Origin of the sequence: Bacillus sp. AFS073361 (assembly GCF_002567005.1) — a bacterium.
Classification (GTDB): Bacteria; Bacillota; Bacilli; order Bacillales; family Cytobacillaceae; genus Neobacillus.
This window is the reverse complement of record NZ_NUZU01000010.1, coordinates 186,456-207,153: the sequence shown is the minus strand read 5'-3', so window position 1 is coordinate 207,153 and position 20,698 is coordinate 186,456. Positions and strand designations below refer to the sequence as shown.

Sequence of the window (20,698 nt, the reverse complement as noted above, 5' to 3'; positions counted from 1 at the left end):
CAAGCAGAAGAAAGAAGCTGCCAGCAATGTACAGCTTCGTTTTAAAAATTTTCTTTTTTTAAATAATCTAATACATTTTGGACGGCTGCCTCGCCTTGATCAATACAATCAGGAAGTCCGACACCGCCATAAGAAGCACCTGCTAAAAATACCCCAGGCAGCTCGGCATTCATATGCTCTATGATGTCCGTTACACGTTGTTTATGTCCCACTGTATATTGAGGCATAGAATTTTTCCAGCGGGAAATAATTGAAAAATCAGGATTCGTCGTGATATCCATGATCTTTTTCAAGTCATCCAAGACAATCTTGATAATCCGGTCATCAGAGAGATCGACGATTGTTTCTTCTCCTGCTCGTCCCACATAACAACGTAAGAGTACTTTCCCTTTTGGTGCTGAATGAGCCCATTTTTTATGTGTCCACGTACAAGCAGTAATTGAATAATCGTTGTTTCTAGAAACGACGAAACCTGTTCCGTCAATATCATTTTTCACAGCTTCTTCAGGAAAAGCTAGAGCAACGGTGGCAACTGATGTAGAAGGGACTGTTTTAAAAGGATCAAAAAAGTGATAATCCGCAAACATTGACTGTGTTATCTTATGAGGAGTAGCTGCGATAATGCTATCCGCCACTAATGTTTCCCCATTATTGAGATATACATCATATTTATTACCGTGCTTAGTAATTTTATCAACTCGATGACCTTTTAAGATCGTTTTTGGATCTATTTTGGCTTCTATGGCCTCAGCAAACGATTGTAATCCAGTTTTAAAGGTTAAAAATGCACCTTTCGCTTTTTCCTTGCTAACAGGCGTTTTCGGTTGGGAAGGAGTGGATTTTTTCATACCAATGATCAGGCTTCTGTATTTCTGTTCTACTTCATAAAATTGTGGAAAAGTAGACATGAGGCTTAATTGATCAATATCTCCCGCATAAATCCCAGACAATAAAGGTTCAATTAAGTTTTCAACCACTTCATCTCCAAGTCTTCTTCTGAAGAATTCACCTAAGGATTGGTCTTTTCCACTTTCTGATTTTGGTAGAATGAAATCCGCTGCAGCTCTTAATTTACCAGGAATGGAAAAAAGATCAGTTGTGAGAAAAGGTCCAACTTCGGTTGGTATTCCCATAATTGAACCACCGGGCATAGAGTGAAGTTTCTCATTAACTAAAACGTATGATTTACCTGTAGAATTATGGACTAATTGATCTTCCATTCCTACTTCCTTTGCAAGCCTGCTAATACTTAACTTCCGGGCTAAAAATGAATCCGGCCCTCTCTCAATTGTAAAACCGTCCCTAATAACAGTTTGCATTTTGCCGCCGAGACGATGTGATGCTTCGATAAGTTTCAACTCAATAGGGAGATTCTCTTCCTGAATTGCTTTTTGAAGATAAAAAGCTGAGGTAAGCCCAGAAATCCCTCCCCCGATAATGATAATTTTTTGTTTTTCTTCCGCCACGGTGGTCACCTTCCTTCAACACACATTCTTAAGCCTATTCTGCAGTCATTTTTAGGACGACGGTCGATAATGCATCAATAAATTCTTCCTTAGCATTAGGCATTTCCGGACGATAATAATTAACACCTAATTCTTCCGTCACTTTTCTACATTCAAAATCATTATCATACAACACTTCAAGGTGTTCACATACAAACCCTACTGGTGCATATACAAATGCTTTATAATGATGGGCATGGTACAAATCCCTGGTTAAATCCTGAACATCAGGACCAAGCCATGGTTCTGGAGTTTGCCCAGCACTTTGCCATCCTACCACATAATTTTTTATTCCTGCCTGTTTTGCAATAAGGTCAGCAGTTTCTTGAAGCTGGCTTGGGTATGGATCCCCAAACTGTAGAATCTTTTCAGGCAGACTATGTGCGGAAACAATCAGAACAGATTGATCCTTCTCATCTTGAGGCATTCCTGCAAATACTTCCTTTACCTTGTCCACCCAATAATCAATAAACTTCGGTTCCTGATACCAACTGTCAATGGCTCTTATTTTAAGCTTTCCGCCTAATTTTTCTGCTTCTTCTCTGGCTCTTCCATTATAGGATTTAATACTGAAAGTAGAATAGTGAGGAGCAAGAACGATACTAATAGCTTCTTCGATTCCATCATCATGCATTTGTTTCACTGCATCTTCGATAAAGGGGGTAATGTGTTTTAACCCAAGATACATTTTGAATTCTATCTCCTGTTGAACACTATTTAAATGTTCTTCGAGCTTTTCTGCTTGCAGCAGGGTAATCTTTGCTAAAGGGGAAATCCCTCCAATAGCCTCATACCGGCTTCGAAGTTCTTCTATCATTTCTGGAGTGGGCTTCCGTCCATGCCTAATGTGGGTATAGTATCCCTCTAAATCATCTAATGTATATGGGGTACCGTAAGCCATTACAAGTAGACCCATTTTCTTTTTTGTCATGTTCGCACCTCATTTATAAATCTGTTCGCTAGTTCCCATTCAAATGTTTGGGCTGGGTCACTAAAAGTTGTGATGCCCCTAATGACCCATTAGATCAGCCCATCTTATTGTGCCAAAAAATTGAACTCCTTACCAATTTTAAGCCTTATAATGGGATATTATCGATTTAATTTTGATGCTGAATACTCATGGACAAATGAAGTTAATTTTTTTAATGTTTCTGGATTAACAGAAGGGAATACCCCATGACCTAAATTAAAAATATAGCCATCGCGTTCCATTCCTTGGTCTAAAATCGCCTTTGCTCTTTCTTCAATAACATCCCATGGGGCTAACAAAATAGCTGGATCCAGGTTTCCTTGAACCGTTTTATCGATTCCCATTTCTCTTGCTTGGTGAATTGGTAAACGCCAATCTAAGCCTACCACATCAAGCGGAAGGTCATTCCATTCTAATGCAAGATGACTCGCACCCACACCGAACATAATTAACGGAACATTTTCCTCTTTTAATGATGTAAGGATCCGGTTCATGATAGGTTTAATGAAGTAACGATAATCCTCCACATTTAATGCTCCTACCCATGAATCAAAAATCTGAATTGCCCTTGCACCGGCTTTGATTTGCGACTTTACGTATGTAATGATCATATCGCCAAGTTTGTCCATTAATGCAAACCATGCCTTCGGCTCCGTGTACATAAACGCCTTGGTCTTATTATAGTTTTTAGAAGGGCCTCCTTCGATCATATAACTTGCCAGTGTAAAAGGTGCACCGGAAAAACCGATTAAGGGCATGGATAACTGCTCTTGTGTTAATAATTTAATGGTGTCCAATACATAGGGAACGTCTTCCTCAGGATTAATTTCACCCAGTTTTTCCACATCCTCTAAAGAACGAATGGGATTGTCAATAACAGGTCCAATCCCTCCCTTTATTTCTACCTCCATGCCAATCGCAGGAAGGGGTGTCATAATATCTTTATAAAGTATCGCCGCATCAACGTTATATTGTTCAACAGGTAAGCGAGTTACATACGCACATAACTCAGGCTGGTGGGTGATTTCAAAAAGGGAGTACTTTTCTTTAATCGCTCTATACTCCGGCTGCGATCTGCCTGCCTGACGCATATACCAAACAGGGACATGATCAATCTTCTCTCCCCTTGCTGCTTTTAAAAATGTTTCATTAATTGTTCTTGCCATTACTATAGTCCACCTTTCAAAACACATGTCTGTTGTCCATTTTAATATATATAGCTTGAATTTAAAACTTACTGATTCTTAATAAACTGTATTTACTATATCTATTAATCCTATTTGTGTATAGCTAACGATATTAACTGTCAAAAAAGTGTCGTTTTTACGTTTTAAAATTTGTTAAATTCAACAGAATGCTTCGCAATATTTTTTCACTTTTTCCTCTCACCACTCAGGGCGATTTTCATATCCTGTATTACATCCAACAGGGCTATAGCCCCCTGGATGAAGAAAGGAGGGAATAGTATGATTGTCGAGCTTACTGCTCTTCATTGGATCTATGTGACGTTTATTGTCCTTATTATCGGATTTATGGTCATGAGAAGGGACACGTCGATTGTATGTATTGTAGGTATTTTCCTCATTGCTATTACCGCAACAGGTTCGTTAAGTCATTCAATCAGCAGCATTTTTAACAGTTTCAGTTATGCCATTACAGAATTATTATCTACCATTCTTGTTATTTCAATAATTGTTGCGATGAGCAACACATTAACCGTAACTGGAATAAATGATGTTATGATTTCACCTTTTCGAAAGTTAATCCGTAACCCAACTCTAGCGTATTGGACGATTGGGATATTAATGATGGTGATCTCCTGGTTTTTCTGGCCGTCCCCTGCTGTTGCACTTCTAGGTGCTGTTCTTCTTCCGGTTGCGATTCGGGCAGGACTTCCGGCACTTGGTGTTGCCATGGCAATGAACTTGTTTGGTCATGGAATCGCTTTATCCGGTGACTTTGTCATTCAAGCTGCTCCTAAGTTAACCTCTGATGCAGCTGGTATACCCATTCAAGATGTCATTAATGCAAGCATTCCATTAGTGTTTATTATGGGGCTTGTTACAACTGTTACGGCCTTCTATTTCTTACGAAGGGATATGAAGCGCGGTATACTCACTACTTCAACCTCAGTCAGCGTGGATTCTCCTGCTGAAGGATCCACTGATCAATCTTCACTTTTATCACTTGCCCAAAAACGTTTCTTTGCTTTTTTAGTGCCATTATTGTTTGCTGCGGATGTTGCTGCTATGTCAATCCTTGATTTAGCCGGTGGGGATGCCACCGCATTAATCGGCGGTACCTCCATTCTCATTCTTTTGTTAATTACTCTAACCAGCCATAAAAATAAAGGTTTAGAAAAAACAACTCAATATCTAATCGAAGGATTCCAATTTGGATTTAAGGTTTTCGGACCTGTTATTCCAATCGCTGCGTTTTTCTACCTAGGTGATGCCGGATTTGGAAAAATTATTGGCGACTTTTTACCAAAGGCTTCGCAAGGTATTGTAAATGACTTAGGCGTATCCCTCGCTAATATCGTACCGTTAAGTAAAGAAGTTGGGGCGATTACCCTAACAACTGTGGGTGCAATCACTGGTTTGGATGGTTCCGGCTTTTCAGGAATTTCTCTTGCCGGCTCGGTAGCAAGCCTATTTGCAGTTGCCATCGGCAAAGGCGCAGCCACATTGACAGCCCTTGGGCAGATTGCTGCCATCTGGGTTGGCGGAGGTACGCTTGTACCATGGGCGTTAATCCCAGCAGCTGCCATCTGTAATGTGGACCCATTTGAACTCGCAAGACGAAACCTCCTGCCTGTTGTGATTGGTCTTGTTGTTACAACAATTGCGGCGATGTTCCTCATTTAATCCATGTAAAGAGGCTGATCTCTGACCAGCCTCTTTGTTATTTTATCCTTTTTTTAAAGTAGTTGTATAATAGAATCCAGATAACTACCCAGAGATAACCTAAAGCATAGCCGCCCAATACGTCCGATGGATAATGAACTTGTAAAATAATTCGGCTTGCACCAATCAATAAAAGTAAGATGGCAGTAATAACTGCAATGATTACTTTCCCTGCTTTGGATCTTGCTTCTTCCATTAATAGATACGCAATTATAAAATATACAATCATTCCAACCATAGCATGACCGCTAGGGTAACTATAACTTTTTACACTGACAAGATGTTCAAGGTCTGGTCTGGGACGCTCAAAAAAATCTTTAAATAACTTACTAACTTCATTTCCAATCGCCGTTGATAAGGCCAATGCAGCAGCACCGACATAATTTCTCTTTTTTATTAATAGCCAGGCAAGCGCTAGTATTGCTACAATTCCTATCCCTATTTTATCACCCATTGCCGTTATTTTAATAAAAAATGGAATGGCAAGTTCAGGCACATGTGCAGCTAGCCCGGCAACTTTTATATCAATCCAAAAATTACTGTTCATTGCAACCTTCATGCACGTAAATACTGCCCATAAAAATGCAAAAATAATAAATAAATAGGAAACACTTCTCTTGTTCTTTCGTTCCATCCTCCAAACCCTTTCTTCTTTCTCAGCTAATAAAAATTCTAGTAAAAGTATAATTAAAAAGAATATAAAAATCTACTTTATAATATAAAAGTGTTAAAATAGTTAGAAAATACTTTCTTCATTTCTGAAATGTTTGGGGGATTAGATATGTTAAACAAACTGTTTACTGCACTTGAAGGTTCCTATGACGAAATGGTTGCTATCCGCCGTTATTTACATCAGCATCCGGAATTATCTTTTCAGGAGTATAACACCGCAAAGTATATTCAATCATTTTATGAAGAACTCCAAATTGAAGTCAAAGGTAATGTTGGCGGAAATGGAGTGGTTGCGAAGGTTTATGGAAAAAAGCCCGGCAAAACGGTGGCATTACGAGCAGATTTTGATGCTCTTCCTATTCAGGACGAGAAGAATGTTCCCTATAAATCCTTAGTACCTGGAGTAATGCACGCTTGTGGCCATGATGGCCATACTGCGACACTCCTAGTCCTCGCAAAAACATTAAACGACTTTAAAGAGGAATTAGAAGGCACGTATGTCTTTATCCATCAGCATGCAGAGGAGAATGCCCCAGGTGGTGCGATTTCAATGATTGAAGATGGCTGCTTAGAGGGTGTAGATGTGATTTTTGGGACTCATTTATGGGCAAGTGAACCTACCGGTACGATACAATATCGAACCGGACCCATCATGGCGGCGGCAGATCGATTTGAAATTGATATTCAAGGTAAAGGCGGGCACGGTGCCCAGCCACATAAAACCCAGGACGCCATCGTTATAGCATCCCAGCTTGTCTTAAATCTCCAGCAGATTGTCAGTCGCAGGGTAAATCCGATTGATTCTGCTGTTGTCACTGTCGGCTCATTCACAGCTCAAAATGCATTTAACATTATTGCGGACAAAGCTCAACTCATCGGCACTGTTCGTACCTTTAATGATGACGTCCGCCAATTTATTGAAGATGAAATGGACAGAATTATCTCAGGCACATGTGCTATGACGGGAAGTTCTTATCATTTTAATTATGAGCGGGGTTATCCAGCAGTAGTCAATCATGCAAATGAAACAGCATTTTTGGCGTCATGTGCAGAACAAGTATCTGAAGTAATAAACATTGAAGAAACTGAGCCGCAAATGGGCGGAGAAGATTTTGCTTATTATTTGCAATATGTGCCTGGTACTTTCTTCTTTACCGGTGCGAAACCTACCAGTTCTGATATTGGCTACCCGCACCACCATCCTAAATTTGATATTGATGAAAAAGCAATGTTGATTGCTGCTAAAACATTAGGAGCAGCAGCTATAAACATCCATGGAAACAAATAAGAAAATCCCCTGCCCTCAAATTGGGTCAGGGGATTTTTGCAGTAACCTTAATCGATAGGCGTTCATGGCTGTTTCTCCTAGATGCTTGAGAAGGTTGTTATTGGCATAAGCACCGACAAACGCACCAATTCCTGGAACAAGCTGAAGCATTTTTGCAAGGTCGATATAGTCCCGGTACTCCTGCTGGAATTTGCGCCAATCCATTTCCACGAGGGTCTCTTTGCGTTTTTCCCAATTTTCAATTTCTGCTAATGTATTCTTACGAATATCTTCACTCGAAAACGCTAGTTGAAAAACATGAAGGATAAATAGTCTCTCGGCATACTCCTTTGTATTAAAACCATAGATGGAGGCTGCTTCAAATAGAAATTTCATCTTAATCGAAAGGAGAAGAGGAAAGTCAGCCAGCCCAAGCAAAATTCCACCTGCCCCTGTCCCTGCTCCTTCAATCATCGCTGTCTTTTGAAAAGCAGCAATCTTTTTGATGGCCAATTCATCTCTTTCTGCTAAATTTAACCCTAACGCCTGGTCCTTATTCGTTGTCATCTGTGATCCAAATAATGTGGCTTTGACCATGGCTTTGATACTTTCTGTCATTACCTCATGAACTTTATCAGGTATTAATTCATTAATTTTTCCTTGAGCTTTTTTCGATATACGGTTCATCATCCCTGAGCGTCTAGTTAATTTTCGCTTCCACTCTTCGATCTCTTCATACACCTTAACCTCATACTCGTTCATATGCCACCCCTCCACAATAATTTTATGCATATATACGAAATTTCCGCCCATTAGTTTCAAGAAAAATCCCCTTTCATGGAAAAGGGGATTTTAGAGTTTATGCATTTAATCGTTTTTTTGCGTAAATATGAACAAACATATAGGTAAATACAAGGCCTGCAAGTATATTCAGCATTGAATTTAATACCTCTCCTTTTACCAGAATAAGCAGAGTATAGACTACCGATTGGATCGTTAAGATAGTCATTAATAAAGAGGAAAAAGCTGCTGTTTTAAATCTTTTTTCCACAGGATATAAATCCACCCAAAGTTTGTTTTGATGATGGTTCCAAAGCGGCAGGAGTTGAAACCCTGTTAAATATAAGAATAAAATTCCGAGCAAGATTTGGCCCATACCAAAAGAAATAAAATAAATCGCAAGAGCGCCAATGATAGTTAAACGCAGAAAAAGACCTAGATAATCAGATGAACGTAAAAAAGCTCTCGAAAACAAATAAAGATATGTATTTTTTTGGGAAAATGCCATACGGTTAAGAAATAAATCCAGCCATTTTCTCCTTTTAACTGTATCCCTTAATTTAGGCACATCAGTAAACATATTAGCAAGTCGATAAAATGAAGCCATTCTTTTTTCTTCTTGATTAATTAGTCTATCCCATTTTAGCCCCATGTTCTTTGTCTGAACATAAAAAGTACGATAATAAAGTGCACAAACCACCGCAATGACTAACAACATATACAGACTAGCTTGTTTAAATAATAAAAAAGTAAAAGTTGCATTTATAAAATAGCGAACAATCATGTCCCATCGATGGACTGTTGCCTGGACAAAATAATCAATCCGCCAGCTTGCTGCTAAATTCCATGCTTTTAAAACGAGCAGAATTACAAAAAAGGGGAAAAATGAACGAAAACCATTACTGCTTATGTGTGCATACATTGGCATTAGTACAGCTAAAACCATGAGCAGCAAGTATCCCTGGAAAACAAGGCTGGCAATTCCAGAACGAAGGAAATACCCTTTTAATTTATCCTCAAGTGGTAGGATAAATATCTGATCTGCCTCAAGTAGAAAATTGTAAACAGGACTGTAGGTAAGTATAAATCCAATTACAACTGCAATCACTATTTCAACAGGAAAGCCAGCAGGCAGATTTTCAATCCACTGTTGGTAATAAAATGAAGCTGTCCCAATTAAGAACAATAAGACAACAACAAGATGTCCATTAAAAATATAGCGCAAATACCTTCCTAAATCCTTAACACGACCGCTAGCTCGTTCCTTCCAAAGCTTTTTATCATCAAACATAATTTTCTTCCTTTGTTAATTGAATATACAGATCATCTAAAGAAGCAGCAGGCATTGAGAACTGCTCCCTCAACTCTTCTAATGTCCCTTTCGCTCGAATTTGCCCTTCATGCAAGATTACAAATCGATCACAATATTTCTCAGCCGTCGCAAGAATGTGAGTAGACATTAAGATGCCTGCACCGTTATCTTTCATTTTTTTCATCAAATCAAGCAATGATTGAATCCCTAATGGATCAAGACCAACAAAAGGTTCATCAACAATGTATAAGGATGGCTGAATTAAAAAGGCACACATAATCATTACTTTTTGTTTCATACCTTTAGAAAAATGGGCAGGAAACCACTTTAAACGTTTTTCCATTCGGAATTCTTTCAGTAAAGGATTAACACGCTCTTTATAGGTGGATTCGTCTAGGCCGTATGCCATCGCTGTAAGCCTTATATGTTCTTCTAGTGTCAATTCTTCATACAAGACCGGGGTTTCCGGAACAAACGTAAACAATTTACGATAGGCTTCTTTATCTTCTGTAAAGGTTTGTCCTTTTATTTTTACTGCACCCTTGTGCGGCTCCATCAGGCCAATTATGTGTTTTATTGTGGTACTCTTGCCTGCCCCATTTAAACCAATGAGACCTACCAGTTCTTTTTCATTTACTTCAAAAGAAATATCTTTTAGGACAGGGTTTCTGGTATATCCCCCAACCAGATTTTCAATCAATAATAAAGACATTTGCAACGTCCTTCCTAAGCACGATTATTTTTTTATTTTAACAAATTGTGGTTGATAAAAATAGTTTTCAAATTTTTATCATTTTTTTTGTATATTACTTCTTACATTGGTTATCATAATATTCGAAGGGGAAAACAACTTACTTCAATGAAGCGATTCATTAAAACTTGAGATGAGGTGTCTGTCAAAGACAATTAACATTTCAAATAAGTGAGCTTCCAATTCGTTTCAGATAAGGGGATGGTTGTTTTGTACAACGTGCACAGTAACCATTTTGAGTTCTAGTAACACCAAGTAACTGTTTATCTTAAAAAAATAAACATTAAATGAGGTGTTTACCGCAGATCGCTACCTGTTTTTATAAGTTGGGAAAACATATAAAAACACCATAGGGGATGGTCAGCTTGAACAATAATGTTTCTTTATAAAAACACTCTACAAAAAATGAGGTGTTTATCAAAGAACACTCCTAATGAACGTACCTTTTGAAGCAATTCCCCTTCGAGAGGGCAGGATTCCATGCGGATCCTGCCTTTTTCTTTTTTTCGTTTGTATGGTAAAATAATACAAACAATATTGAAGGGACAGTGTATATGAGCGATTGTATTTTTTGTAAAATTGTTAATGGAGAAATTCCTTCTGCCAAGGTTTTCGAGAATGAACATGTTTTAGCTTTTCTAGATATTACCCAAGTAACAAAGGGACATACTTTGGTTATTCCAAAAGTACATAAGGAAAACATATTTGAATTAACACCAGAAATTGCAAGAAACATTTTTGAAGTGGTTCCTGCCATTGCTAATGCCTTAAAAAGAGAATTTAATCCAATTGGGTTAAATACTGTAAATAATAATGGTGAACATGCAGGACAATCTGTTTTTCATTATCATATGCATTTAATTCCGCGTTATGGCAAAGGAGATGGATTTGGAGCAGTATGGAAAAGTAATCAAAGTGATTATTCTTTTGACTTATTACAAGAAATGGCCGGGAATATTAGTAAACAAGTATAAACTTAGATATAAGGTTTAAATAATCTGAAAATTATATCTTTATTATTAATAAATTATTATGTTATAATGAAAGCAGGTTTTTCGCTGTAGGCAATGAGTGCACTGCAGGAGAAACAAAATAGATTAGTATAGCAGAGGAGAGAAGAGAAATGAATACGAAGAACATTGTAGTTTTAGCACTATTAGCTGGGATTGGGGTTGTTTTGCATACGGTAATGCCTAGTTTTCTTGGAATTAAACCTGACATGATGCTTGCAATGATGTTTTTAGGAATTATTCTTATTCCTGAGTTAAAGAGTGTTATGCTTTTGGCTATTGTAACTGGAGTATTGTCAGCTTTAACTACAGGTTTTCCTGGCGGACAAATTCCAAATATCATTGATAAACCAATTACTGCTTTAGTTTTCCTTGGTTTATTTTTAGCTTTAAAAAAATACCGAAATTCGATTGTTAGTGTTGGCGTTTTAACTGCCATTGGAACTCTTGTTTCAGGGACAATCTTTTTAACAGCAGCATTCTTTCTAGTGGGTTTACCAGCGTCATTCACTGCACTATTTGCTGCAGGAGTTCTGCCGGCTATCGCACTAAATACCGTTATTATGATTATTTTGTATCCTGTAGCCCTGTCCATAGTGAAGCGAACTAAATTAACAACACCTTCCGTCATTCAAAAATAATCGACGGGATCCTTATTAAGAAAAGAACCCAGCGGGGTTCTTTTCTTAATATACCTCTATATAAGTTTAGAGATTAATACAGCAATTAATAGAAAAATCCCTCCACCTCCACATAAAGCAGCAACTTTTTTTCTTAAAATTTGTTTAGGTGGATAAACACCTGGTCTTGTTAGTTCGATTAAATATTTAATAGCACCCAATAAAAGGATAGCACTAAAGATAAAAAAAATAATGGCAGCAATTTTCATCTTCCTTGTCCCCCTATTTTGTTTCAAAAGTTCGACTAAACGTTGTAACTATTTATATGTTTACCCGTCCATTCGTATGAGCAGGACTAAATGTAATTAGGGAGATCCACAAGTTTTTTTAAATTCAATTTTCTAAAAGTTTTTATTATTTAGTAGAATCAATTTCACTTTTTAAAAAATTTCAATAGGTTATTGTTCTAATTTTTTAAAAATTTGTGAATTTTTTCTTTATTAATTTTTATTTTATTGGCATAATGAAAATAGAGAAATATAAAAGTAGGTGAAAATGGGGATGACTGAGAAACAATATTCAATGAAGGAAGCGATGATTTTTACTCAAAGAGTTGCTCAACTAAGTAAAGCCTTGTGGAAAGCGATTGAGAAAGACTGGCAGCAATGGATTAAGCCTTTTGATTTAAATATTAACGAACATCACATTTTATGGATTGCCTATCACTTAAACGGTGCTTCCATTTCGGATGTGGCTAAGTTTGGGGTCATGCACGTTTCAACAGCATTTAATTTTTCGAAAAAGTTAGAAGAACGAGGTTTGCTACAGTTTTCCAAAAAGGAAAATGATAAACGCAATACGTATATCCAACTTACTGAAGCTGGAGAAAATATCTTACACCAACTAATGGAAACATATGAGCCAAATGGCAATGCTGTTTTTTCTGGTGCTTTGCCCCTTCGTGAATTATACGGAAAGTTTCCAGAGATTGTTGAAATGATGGCAATCGTCCGTAATATTTATGGTGAAGATTTTATGGAAATCTTCGAGCGGTCTTTTCATAATATTGAAAGCCGCTTCGTTGAAGAAGATGGAAAGCTAAAAAAATTACAAAATCCTGAGCAAGAGTTGGTTTAATCAGTCTTATAAGTATTTTTCCAACTCTTGAAAAAGGGACAGGCAAATCTGTTGTTTTAAACAGGCATGGATAACGTCTTTTATCTTTAGGGTTGACGGTAATGATAATGATAATTCATGAAAAAGCGGATGGAAGTTTACGTACCCTTCCGCTTTTTGTTCTTCTAATTTTAAGTTCATTTTCTCACATAAAGAAAAAAATTGTCCTGTTTCCTGTTCTGTTATTCCGTTTTCAATTATAAGTTTATATAATTCGAGCTTTGGATTGTTGAGTAACTTTAGTAATAGCTTTTGATGATATTCAAGAAGGTTTATTTTGTCCATCAATTCATTTTCAGTCATCCATTAGGCCTCTTTTCAGAACTTTTACATTTTATATATTTATTATTAACCTTTTAAAAGATGGGGTAAACCATTTTTACTTAAAACACGGAATATTTTTGGATTTCCTTCAAAATAAATTAGGTTCCTGATACCCTTTAGAAGCACAAACTCTTCCATTCTTTATGACTATCTTTTTTTTGTAATTTTTGATATTGTATTAAACATAACACGAACATCAGGGAGGGAATCATTGATGATCTCCATTTTTATTGTCTTCGCTATTTTCATCTTGTTTTATGTAAATAAAATGACCAATTCACTTTGTATGCAAAAGGAAATTCCTGAAGAAAACCAACATAAGGTATTTCGTACCATTAATATCCTCATTACGATTCTTCTGATATCATCATACATAGAAATTTTATATACATAATCCAATTAGAACGCCAAGCGAAAAAGGATATTAACACATAGAAGCGATGAGAGTATTTCTCATCGCTTTTAGTTTGTAACTTTATTAATAAACCCAAGAAGCTCCGATGATGATTAATAAGATGAATAGAACTACCACTAAAGCAAATCCTCCACCGTAACCTGCTCCACCAGACATATATTTACCTCCATTCATTAATGACTAATTGTGTTTTTTAAAACCAAGAAGCTCCAACAATAATTAATAGTATGAAAAGTACTACAATTAGAGCAAAGCCCGCTCCATATCCATGGCTCATCGTAATACCTCCTTTTTCATTTTCTAGGATATACTATTCAACGAATGGTCATTTCGTTTAGGCACTTCCCAATTTTTTTTGAAAAGTTCCATTTACCCTTTTGTGGAAAATTTCAAAAAATAAACATAGTTATTATTTTTGCAGTAGTTACCATTTATGTTATAGTAGAGTTTGTGGACAAGAATATACTGTTTAGGAGAGATTTCATCATGAAAAAATTGATATTAGCCCTTACATTAGCAGGTGGAGTACTTGCATTAAGTGCATGTAACCAAAGTGGTTCTGATACAGTGGCAGAGAGCAAAGTGGGTAACGTTACACAAGAAGAACTCTATAATACAATGAAGGATAAATATGGTGATCAGGCCCTTCAGCAACTAGTATATGAAAAAGTTCTTTCTAAGAAATACAAGGTAACAGATAAGGAATTAAATGCAAAAATTGATCAATTGAAAACAGATCTAGGTGCAAATTTTGAAACTACCCTTGCACAATATGGCTATAAAAGCGAAGATGATTTGAAGAAAACAATGAAGTTAGGCATGATGCAGGAAAAAGCTGCTCTAAAAGGCGTTAAGGTAACTGAAAAGGAATTAAAGGATTACTATGATACGTACCAGCCAGAGATTAAAGCTCGTCACATTCTGGTTCCTGATGAAAAAACAGCAAAAGAAGTAAAGAGCAAGCTTGATAAGGGAGAAAAATTTGAAGATGTTGCAAAAAAATATTCAACAGATGAAGGTACTAAGGCAAACGGCGGTGATTTAGGCTGGTTTGGTACTGGGAAGATGGATCCTGACTTTGAAAAAGCAGCATATGCTCTAAAAGTAAATGAAATTAGCGGTCCAGTTAAGTCACAATTTGGCTATCATATCATCCAAGTAACTGACAAAAAAGAGAAGAAACCATTTGCTGAAATGAAGAGCGAAATCGAGACTCAAGTAAAAACTTCAAAATTAACTACAGAAGAAATTAATAAAGCGATGCAGCGTGAACTTAAAGCTGCAGATGTTAAAGTTAGCGACAAGGACTTAAAGGATGCGCTTAATCCTCAAACTGGAACAGAGGCTGCTGCACAATAAACAGAAAAAAGCGGAAACGCCAATAAAGGCGCTTCCGCTCTTTTATTCTCCTGTTGCTCCAATTTCTTCTCGTTTTTCTTTCTCTCGTTCAAGGCGCTTCATATAGATTTCGCCTTCCAATTCAATGTTTTCCATCTCTAATTGCCGCTCTTCTCTCCCCGTTTTTATCGCCATTAGTGCACTTATTACAATCCCAACCACAACTGCATAGACCCAAATAGGAATAGTCAATTTATCTTGCTCCTTTCATAGTGGTTGTCCACTTTTACTAAATCATATTCAGATAATAGGAAATTATGAGCTGTTACAAAAAAAATAACCTCGAGTTGAGGTTATTTTACTTATGAAACACCGGTTTATAAAAGGAACGATTCTCCAACGCAAAAATTCTTTCTGTAAATTCACCTGGCTTCACTCTTTCCAAGGCACGGTCGAGCATATTCATTTTCGCATCAAGATTATCAATATAATGGAGGATTTCTGCTTCTTTAATCATCGGTGGTTTTGGACTTCCCCATTCTGCTTTTCCATGATGACTCAGTACAAGGTGTTGAAGAATTAGTACTTCTTCACCAGAAATACCTAGTTCTTCCGCCGCTTTACCGATTTCGTTAACCATAATCGTAATATGCCCAAGTAAATTTCCTTCTATGGTATATACCGTTGAAATCGGACCTGAGAGTTCTAATACTTTCCCCATATCGTGCAATATAACCCCTGCATAGAGCAAGTCTTTATCAAGACTCGGATAAAGGCTGGCAATTGATTTAGCCAAATCAAGCATACTAACTACATGAAAGGCAAGTCCTGATACAAACTCATGATGATTTTTTGTTGCGGCAGGAAACTCTAAAAAAGCCTTCTGATGCTTTTTAATTAAATGGCGTGTTATTCTTTGGATATTGGGATTTTTCATATCAAAAATGTACTGTGTGAGTTTGCCAGCCATTTCTTCTTGGCTTATTGGGGCTGTCTCCAAAAAGTCATCCAACTTTACGCCGTCAGATGGCCCTGTTCGTCGGATTTGACGAATCTTCAATTGGCTTTTCCCCCGATAATTTTGTAGTTCTCCCATTATTTTTACAATACTTTGTGGTGCATAACTCTTTCCATCCTCTTCATTGACGTCCCAAAGCTTCGCTTCAATTTCCCCGCTTTTATCCTGAAGAATCAGTGTTAAAAAAGGTTTGCCGTTGCTGGCAATCCCTTTTGTTGTATTTTTTATTAGTAGAAATAATTCTACTTGCTCTCCAATTTCATGCTTTAATATTCCTTTACCCATCTTTTTCACGTCCTTCCTACTAGTAAGAGTATAACATATCCTAATATTACTCTATGAAATTATCTGAACAGCACCTTTTTCTAAAAAAAGAACATTTTCCCTTTGAAAATAGGTCAGCAAATGCTTATGGCAAGTAAAAAATAATAGTTGATTTCTTTTCATCCCTTTAAGAAGTTCTAACACCTTTTCCGTCCTTTTCGCATCGAAATTAACAAAACTATCATCGATAATAATTGGAAACTGATATTTTTCATATACTGTGACGGCAAAGGCAAGCCGAATGGCAACGTATAATTGTTCGGTTGTTGCTTGACTTAGTTCATTTGCTTCAAATATGGTATGATCCTTTCGCTCAACTAAGAAGCCTGAACCAGAACTTTGTAAATGGATTCTTTGGTAGTTTCCATCTGTGAGAAACAACAGATATTCTTCCGCTTTTGAAATCATTCTTGGTAAATGTATGTTCTTATACTTTTCAATCGTATTGGAGAGGATCTGTTGCGCTACACAGTAGACTGACCACTCTTTTGCTGCCTCTTCTAATTCAAATTTTTTCTGCTTATAGTGATGGAGGATATCTGAATACACACCGCCTTCTTCTAATATTTGTATCTCGTATTTAATGGAAGCCTGCTCTTCTTGAAGTTCCTTTAGTTTAGCTTCCCAATTATGAACCTGCTGATTACATTCAGCCACTAATTCTGTGCTTTGACGCATTTGGAGAAAAGTTTCTCTCTCTACATCTGAGAGTATTGAGTATTGGAGTTGACTCTGCAGTGATTTGAGTTTTTCTAACAGTTGACCATGTTTTTCTGCTTTTGCACCAAGTTCGTAAAATTGTTGCTCTGTATCTACTTTTGCTGATGAGATAAGGTTATTAAATTCTGTTTGGAGATGATTAACTGCCTGTACTTTTTGCCTTAAATCGGCTTCGAAGTCGCTAAGTTTCACATTTCTGTCTTGACTCATGATTTGCTTAGCATGCTCTTCCTTTAATTTATTGCGAAGCAAATAGGCTCCGTTATACAGGTCCAGCCCCTTATCATTTAGATAGAGATTTGAAAAATGGTTCAAACCTTTTTCTATTTTTTCCTGTTGCTGCTCTATTTGTTGAAGTCTTAAATGATATTGTTTTTTCTCTCTACTAATCACCTTAAACTGTTCAATTAGTTTGTAAGCTTCTAGTAAAAAGGCCTCCGCAATATACTCAGGTATTCTTAGTGAACGACTAATGGAAGCAAGCTTTTCATTTGTTTGGGCTGACTCCAACTCCCATTGTTCAAATTTGGCAATGATCTTTTCATATTGAGAATGTTGATGTTTCAACTTGATTTTTACGATCTGAAGCTCTGCTCTCCTCTGATTATCCAAGGCTAATTGCTCTTCTAGCTTTGAGATTTCAATATATTGGGCTGATTGCAGTTTTCGCTCTAACTGTTCTTTCTTTTCTATTAACTCATTTAATGTTTGATTTAGCTCTGCCCCTTTCGGCAGGTTCTTCTTTTTTGTCATCAGGATGAGTAGTAATGTACAACCGAGAATCCCGATCGTAAATAAAAACCACTGCTTTGTAGCCACCCCATAAACTGTTATGGCAATTAAAATAACCTCAAAAAGTACATACTGAAGATTCTTTTGCTTCCCTTCTCTTTCAGCTTCGGCTTTATCACGTTCATTAAACTGTTGATAAAAGTCTATTTTTTCACCTAAGTTTCTTATTTCCTTTTCTATGCTCTCTTTATCATTTCTCGACTTTACCTTCTCTTCTAGTGCCAGCCGTTCCTGTTTTGTAAGAACCTGTCTCTCTAAAGACCGGACCTCTTTTTCGATTTCCTCTAATTTGCCTTTTTCTTCCTGATACTGATTTTCTAACTCTTCCTTCACTTCTTTTAGCTTTTGGATTTTCTGTGATACCACTTCAACTTGGTTTTTCATATAAATATTTGTATTTAGAGCTAAGATCTCTTCTTCATCAATATGTAAATGAAGTTTTTCCCTAGTAATCGACAACTCTTCTTCAAAGGCTATAAGTTTTGTTTCATATTGAAGTCTTTCCTGCTTTAATTGGTCGTAGAGAGGAACTTGATCTAGTAAAGCTAAGATAGCAGGCTCCTGTTTAAGAAACGATTGATTGGGTTGACTCCTCTCCGCTTCCTCTCTCAAATTTTCAATTCTTTCGGAAATACTATTAATCTCAGCCTTATAGGGGTGGATGAGTTCATTTATCTTTTCGATTCTCTCAATCCCACGTACAGGGAATTCAACATCTCCTAATTCATTCAGCTCTTTCTTTGTCAGCCTTTCATCTTTGACAATGGATTCGATTCTTTTCCATTCGTTAAGTTTTTCTATTTTCTCTTTAATTTCCTGCAACGATTGGTTTACTGCCTTCATTTCCTTTTCGAGCATTTCTTTCTTTTCTACTAAGTTTGTATAATTTCTATTCTTGGATTCTGCTGCTTTCAATTCTTTATTTATTTCATGTAGTGCCTGTAACCTTTCATTCAATAAGGGTTTCTTCCCTGATGGCTTAAATCGTGCATCGAGCTCCTTCTGCAGAACAGTTTCTGTTTTTGATAACCTTTCTGTCCCTAATGTCCCCGCGGAAAACAAGAATTTGCCAATCTCTTCACTTTTCATCTGATGAATATTTTGTAACCCCTGCAAATTAAATGAAAAAATAGATTGAAATAGGCTTTTATCAAAGTTTGCTATTAATTCCTTAAGAAGTTCTTCACCGCCCATCCTGCCATTGTCCATATAGACCTTTACATCACCTGCAGCCTTTCCCTTTACGCGTTCGATTACAGCACCGCCATGCTTTTCATGGAAAATTCGGATTTTACCACCATATTTAGTACTGTATTTTGGCTCGTAACGGAGTTCGGTTGTTTGCTGTTTTGTAGGGAAGCCAAAAATAATTGCATGGATAAAGGCCATAATTGTGGACTTCCCAGCTTCATTTTCTCCATAGAAAACTTGAAAATCATGAAGGTCGGTAATTTCTACATTCTCTAATTGGCCAAACCCATAGATATGCATTTCGAGAATTTTCAACTATCCTCATTCCTTTCTCTATGATTGATAGAGTAACTCGAGCAGCAATTTCTCTGCTTTATTGATTAGCTCTTTTTGATCGGCAGTTGATAACTGACTGATATACTTTCTCCCTAATTGATGCTCCAATAAGGGTGCTAAGGCTTGATCTATATCCGCGTAGTTTTCAATTGTTTCAAACAGTTCAGCATAAAAGTTTGCGTCTCTTTTCAACTGTTCCTTATCTATTTGCTGCCCTTCTATAACAGTTAAGTCAACAATCCATACAAAGGAGTCCTCTTCTTTTTCATTCTCTAATAGGAGTTCTAACAGCTCACCATTCAAGCTTCTTTGTTCACGCTCATCTGCTAGTACAATATTTTTCAAGGAAAGTGATAATAACGTTCCTTTTTGTTCCCTCCGAAAACTATTGATGGTTGTTTGGCATAATTGTAATACATCAAGGAAGTTTTCAGCTGCAGAAGCATCTACTACTGTTTCTTCCCAAATAATATCGGCCGTTTCTATAAAATTTATCTTCTTATCAAGATCAGTCAATGTTACAAGATAAATACCTTTCATACCTGTTTCTTTCTTATTCCTGCCTTGAATATTACCTGGATAAATAATCGGCGGAGATTCTGATAGGACAGCACGTTTATGAATATGACCTAAAGCCCAGTAATCAAATTCTTTCTTATGTAAATCACTAACTGAGAAAGGCGCATAGTTATCATGTTCAGCCCCTCCGCTTTCATTTCCATGAAGTATCCCAATATGAAAATCGGCGCCATCTTTCTTCCGATAATCATCTATTTTTCTATCATAGACATGCCTTGTTGGATAACTGAAACCATACAGATGGACGATCGCACCATTCTTTGTCTGTAAAACTTTTGATTCAACCTCACTATTAAACACATGAACATTTGCGGGCATATTAAGATGTACCCATGATCCATTTAAATGGTCGTGATTGCCGTGGATGACATAAACTTGAATCCCGTTTTCTGCCAACTTAAGCATCTCTGTCCGAAACCGAGACTGTGCCCGCAGGCTGCGATCTTCACCGTCGAATAAATCGCCTGCTAGAATCACAAAGTCGACCTGATGAAGAATTGCAGCCTCCGTAACCTTTTTTAAAGCCGCAAAGGTGCTCTCTTTAACTCGGGTAAAGATGTCTTGTGGCAAGTACTTTAATCCGACCATCGGGCTGTCCAAGTGCAGGTCCGCTGCATGAATGAATGATATTCTTTTCATAAGACATTCCTTTCCACTTCTTTTCTTCATTGTAGCACCGCAGAAATACGAAT

The 20,698-nt window shown here is 37.0% G+C and carries 22 protein-coding genes; 7 read left to right on the top strand and 15 right to left on the bottom strand.

Going from position 1 to position 20,698, the window contains the following annotated elements; genetic code table 11:
* Positions 1 to 41: 41 nt before the first annotated feature.
* The 3 genes from hemY to hemE form a co-directional block, all read right to left on the bottom strand.
* A complete protein-coding gene (hemY, locus tag COJ96_RS06705; RefSeq protein ID WP_098572184.1) occupies positions 42 to 1,466 on the bottom strand; it encodes a protoporphyrinogen oxidase in 1,425 nt (474 codons plus the stop codon).
* Positions 1,467 to 1,500: 34 nt separating this feature from the next.
* Positions 1,501 to 2,436: a ferrochelatase gene (gene hemH / locus COJ96_RS06700; RefSeq protein ID WP_098572183.1), complete on the bottom strand. Its 936-nt coding sequence runs from the start codon at positions 2,434 to 2,436 to the stop codon at positions 1,501 to 1,503.
* Between the two features lie 158 nt (positions 2,437 to 2,594).
* A complete protein-coding gene (gene hemE, locus COJ96_RS06695) occupies positions 2,595 to 3,641 on the bottom strand; it encodes a uroporphyrinogen decarboxylase (RefSeq protein ID WP_098572182.1) in 1,047 nt (348 codons plus the stop codon).
* Between the two features lie 300 nt (positions 3,642 to 3,941).
* Here hemE and COJ96_RS06690 point away from each other — a divergent pair, with 300 nt between their 5' ends.
* Positions 3,942 to 5,342 (top strand): hypothetical protein, encoded by a 1,401-nt coding sequence (locus COJ96_RS06690; protein WP_098572181.1) that lies wholly within the window; start codon positions 3,942 to 3,944, stop codon positions 5,340 to 5,342.
* A 37-nt stretch (positions 5,343 to 5,379) separates the two neighbouring features.
* Here the strand turns inward: COJ96_RS06690 and COJ96_RS06685 are convergent, their stop codons facing one another.
* Positions 5,380 to 6,015 (bottom strand): phosphatase PAP2 family protein, encoded by a 636-nt coding sequence (locus tag COJ96_RS06685; RefSeq protein WP_098572180.1) that lies wholly within the window; start codon positions 6,013 to 6,015, stop codon positions 5,380 to 5,382.
* A gap of 147 nt (positions 6,016 to 6,162) precedes the next feature.
* On the opposite strand from COJ96_RS06685, the gene COJ96_RS06680 reads away from it, so the two are divergent.
* Positions 6,163 to 7,341, top strand: coding sequence for a M20 family metallopeptidase (locus COJ96_RS06680; RefSeq protein ID WP_098572179.1), 1,179 nt, complete (start codon positions 6,163 to 6,165; stop codon positions 7,339 to 7,341).
* 15 nt (positions 7,342 to 7,356) lie between these two features.
* Here the strand turns inward: COJ96_RS06680 and COJ96_RS06675 are convergent, their stop codons facing one another.
* The 3 genes from COJ96_RS06675 to COJ96_RS06665 all read right to left on the bottom strand — a co-directional run bounded on the left by COJ96_RS06675 (position 7,357) and on the right by COJ96_RS06665 (position 10,124).
* Positions 7,357 to 8,082, bottom strand: coding sequence for an EcsC family protein (locus COJ96_RS06675; RefSeq protein WP_098572204.1), 726 nt, complete (start codon positions 8,080 to 8,082; stop codon positions 7,357 to 7,359).
* A 97-nt stretch (positions 8,083 to 8,179) separates the two neighbouring features.
* On the bottom strand, positions 8,180 to 9,391 hold the full coding sequence (locus COJ96_RS06670) for an ABC transporter permease (RefSeq protein ID WP_098572178.1): 1,212 nt from the start codon (positions 9,389 to 9,391) through the stop codon (positions 8,180 to 8,182).
* Positions 9,384 to 10,124, bottom strand: coding sequence for an ABC transporter ATP-binding protein (locus COJ96_RS06665; protein WP_098572177.1), 741 nt, complete (start codon positions 10,122 to 10,124; stop codon positions 9,384 to 9,386). The genes COJ96_RS06670 and COJ96_RS06665 overlap by 8 nt, the downstream gene beginning before the upstream one ends.
* A 593-nt stretch (positions 10,125 to 10,717) precedes the next feature.
* Between COJ96_RS06665 and COJ96_RS06660 the strand changes: the two genes are divergently transcribed.
* Both COJ96_RS06660 and COJ96_RS06655 read left to right on the top strand, forming a co-directional pair.
* Positions 10,718 to 11,137, top strand: a complete 420-nt coding sequence (locus COJ96_RS06660; protein ID WP_098572176.1) for an HIT family protein — start codon at positions 10,718 to 10,720, stop codon at positions 11,135 to 11,137.
* Between the two features lie 149 nt (positions 11,138 to 11,286).
* Positions 11,287 to 11,814, top strand: a complete 528-nt coding sequence (locus COJ96_RS06655) for a tryptophan transporter (protein WP_098572175.1) — start codon at positions 11,287 to 11,289, stop codon at positions 11,812 to 11,814.
* A gap of 56 nt (positions 11,815 to 11,870) precedes the next feature.
* On the opposite strand, the gene yhzF is transcribed toward COJ96_RS06655, so the two are convergent.
* Complete coding sequence (gene yhzF / locus COJ96_RS06650) at positions 11,871 to 12,062, bottom strand: membrane protein YhzF (RefSeq protein WP_098572174.1); 192 nt, start codon at positions 12,060 to 12,062, stop codon at positions 11,871 to 11,873.
* A 292-nt stretch (positions 12,063 to 12,354) separates the two neighbouring features.
* On the opposite strand from yhzF, the gene COJ96_RS06645 reads away from it, so the two are divergent.
* Entirely contained in the window at positions 12,355 to 12,930 is a 576-nt protein-coding gene (locus COJ96_RS06645) for an HTH-type transcriptional regulator Hpr (protein WP_098572173.1), read from the top strand.
* Positions 12,931 to 12,936: 6 nt separating this feature from the next.
* Here the strand turns inward: COJ96_RS06645 and COJ96_RS06640 are convergent, their stop codons facing one another.
* The gene (locus COJ96_RS06640; protein WP_098572172.1) at positions 12,937 to 13,272 is read right to left on the bottom strand and encodes a DUF1878 family protein; all 336 of its coding nucleotides are present in this window, start codon (positions 13,270 to 13,272) and stop codon (positions 12,937 to 12,939) included.
* Positions 13,273 to 13,507: 235 nt separating this feature from the next.
* Here COJ96_RS06640 and COJ96_RS06635 point away from each other — a divergent pair, with 235 nt between their 5' ends.
* The gene (locus COJ96_RS06635; protein ID WP_098572171.1) at positions 13,508 to 13,687 is read left to right on the top strand and encodes a hypothetical protein; all 180 of its coding nucleotides are present in this window, start codon (positions 13,508 to 13,510) and stop codon (positions 13,685 to 13,687) included.
* Between the two features lie 84 nt (positions 13,688 to 13,771).
* Here the strand turns inward: COJ96_RS06635 and COJ96_RS06630 are convergent, their stop codons facing one another.
* Together COJ96_RS06630 and COJ96_RS06625 are read right to left on the bottom strand one after the other, a co-directional pair.
* A complete protein-coding gene (locus COJ96_RS06630; RefSeq protein ID WP_066251949.1) occupies positions 13,772 to 13,864 on the bottom strand; it encodes a YjcZ family sporulation protein in 93 nt (30 codons plus the stop codon).
* A 37-nt stretch (positions 13,865 to 13,901) separates the two neighbouring features.
* Positions 13,902 to 13,985, bottom strand: a complete 84-nt coding sequence (locus COJ96_RS06625) for a YjcZ family sporulation protein (RefSeq protein ID WP_142332969.1) — start codon at positions 13,983 to 13,985, stop codon at positions 13,902 to 13,904.
* Positions 13,986 to 14,194: 209 nt separating this feature from the next.
* On the opposite strand from COJ96_RS06625, the gene COJ96_RS06620 reads away from it, so the two are divergent.
* Complete coding sequence (locus COJ96_RS06620) at positions 14,195 to 15,067, top strand: peptidylprolyl isomerase (protein WP_098572169.1); 873 nt, start codon at positions 14,195 to 14,197, stop codon at positions 15,065 to 15,067.
* 42 nt (positions 15,068 to 15,109) lie between these two features.
* On the opposite strand, the gene COJ96_RS06615 is transcribed toward COJ96_RS06620, so the two are convergent.
* From COJ96_RS06615 to COJ96_RS06600, 4 genes are all read right to left on the bottom strand, one after another.
* A complete protein-coding gene (locus tag COJ96_RS06615) occupies positions 15,110 to 15,298 on the bottom strand; it encodes a sporulation YhaL family protein (protein WP_098572168.1) in 189 nt (62 codons plus the stop codon).
* Between the two features lie 106 nt (positions 15,299 to 15,404).
* The gene (gene yhaM, locus COJ96_RS06610) at positions 15,405 to 16,349 is read right to left on the bottom strand and encodes a 3'-5' exoribonuclease YhaM (protein ID WP_098572167.1); all 945 of its coding nucleotides are present in this window, start codon (positions 16,347 to 16,349) and stop codon (positions 15,405 to 15,407) included.
* A 51-nt stretch (positions 16,350 to 16,400) separates the two neighbouring features.
* The gene (locus COJ96_RS06605) at positions 16,401 to 19,406 is read right to left on the bottom strand and encodes an ATP-binding protein (protein WP_098572166.1); all 3,006 of its coding nucleotides are present in this window, start codon (positions 19,404 to 19,406) and stop codon (positions 16,401 to 16,403) included.
* An 18-nt stretch (positions 19,407 to 19,424) separates the two neighbouring features.
* Positions 19,425 to 20,645, bottom strand: coding sequence for a metallophosphoesterase family protein (locus COJ96_RS06600; RefSeq protein ID WP_098572165.1), 1,221 nt, complete (start codon positions 20,643 to 20,645; stop codon positions 19,425 to 19,427).
* Between the last annotated feature and the right edge of the window lie 53 nt (positions 20,646 to 20,698).

Bases quoted from the DNA above. Each gene is read 5' to 3' on its own strand.
- hemH (WP_098572183.1), bottom strand. From the start codon at position 2,436: ATGACAAAAAAGAAAATGGGTCTACTTGTAATGGCTTACGGTACCCCA.
- hemE (WP_098572182.1), bottom strand. From the start codon at position 3,641: ATGGCAAGAACAATTAATGAAACATTTTTAAAAGCAGCAAGGGGAGAG.
- COJ96_RS06690 (WP_098572181.1), top strand. From the start codon at position 3,942: ATGATTGTCGAGCTTACTGCTCTTCATTGGATCTATGTGACGTTTATT.
- COJ96_RS06685 (WP_098572180.1), bottom strand. From the start codon at position 6,015: ATGGAACGAAAGAACAAGAGAAGTGTTTCCTATTTATTTATTATTTTT.
- COJ96_RS06680 (WP_098572179.1), top strand. From the start codon at position 6,163: ATGTTAAACAAACTGTTTACTGCACTTGAAGGTTCCTATGACGAAATG.
- COJ96_RS06675 (WP_098572204.1), bottom strand. From the start codon at position 8,082: ATGAACGAGTATGAGGTTAAGGTGTATGAAGAGATCGAAGAGTGGAAG.
- COJ96_RS06670 (WP_098572178.1), bottom strand. From the start codon at position 9,391: ATGTTTGATGATAAAAAGCTTTGGAAGGAACGAGCTAGCGGTCGTGTT.
- COJ96_RS06665 (WP_098572177.1), bottom strand. From the start codon at position 10,124: ATGTCTTTATTATTGATTGAAAATCTGGTTGGGGGATATACCAGAAAC.
- COJ96_RS06660 (WP_098572176.1), top strand. From the start codon at position 10,718: ATGAGCGATTGTATTTTTTGTAAAATTGTTAATGGAGAAATTCCTTCT.
- COJ96_RS06655 (WP_098572175.1), top strand. From the start codon at position 11,287: ATGAATACGAAGAACATTGTAGTTTTAGCACTATTAGCTGGGATTGGG.
- yhzF (WP_098572174.1), bottom strand. From the start codon at position 12,062: ATGAAAATTGCTGCCATTATTTTTTTTATCTTTAGTGCTATCCTTTTA.
- COJ96_RS06645 (WP_098572173.1), top strand. From the start codon at position 12,355: ATGACTGAGAAACAATATTCAATGAAGGAAGCGATGATTTTTACTCAA.
- COJ96_RS06640 (WP_098572172.1), bottom strand. From the start codon at position 13,272: ATGACTGAAAATGAATTGATGGACAAAATAAACCTTCTTGAATATCAT.
- COJ96_RS06635 (WP_098572171.1), top strand. From the start codon at position 13,508: ATGATCTCCATTTTTATTGTCTTCGCTATTTTCATCTTGTTTTATGTA.
- COJ96_RS06630 (WP_066251949.1), bottom strand. From the start codon at position 13,864: ATGTCTGGTGGAGCAGGTTACGGTGGAGGATTTGCTTTAGTGGTAGTT.
- COJ96_RS06625 (WP_142332969.1), bottom strand. From the start codon at position 13,985: ATGAGCCATGGATATGGAGCGGGCTTTGCTCTAATTGTAGTACTTTTC.
- COJ96_RS06620 (WP_098572169.1), top strand. From the start codon at position 14,195: ATGAAAAAATTGATATTAGCCCTTACATTAGCAGGTGGAGTACTTGCA.
- yhaM (WP_098572167.1), bottom strand. From the start codon at position 16,349: ATGGGTAAAGGAATATTAAAGCATGAAATTGGAGAGCAAGTAGAATTA.
- COJ96_RS06600 (WP_098572165.1), bottom strand. From the start codon at position 20,645: ATGAAAAGAATATCATTCATTCATGCAGCGGACCTGCACTTGGACAGC.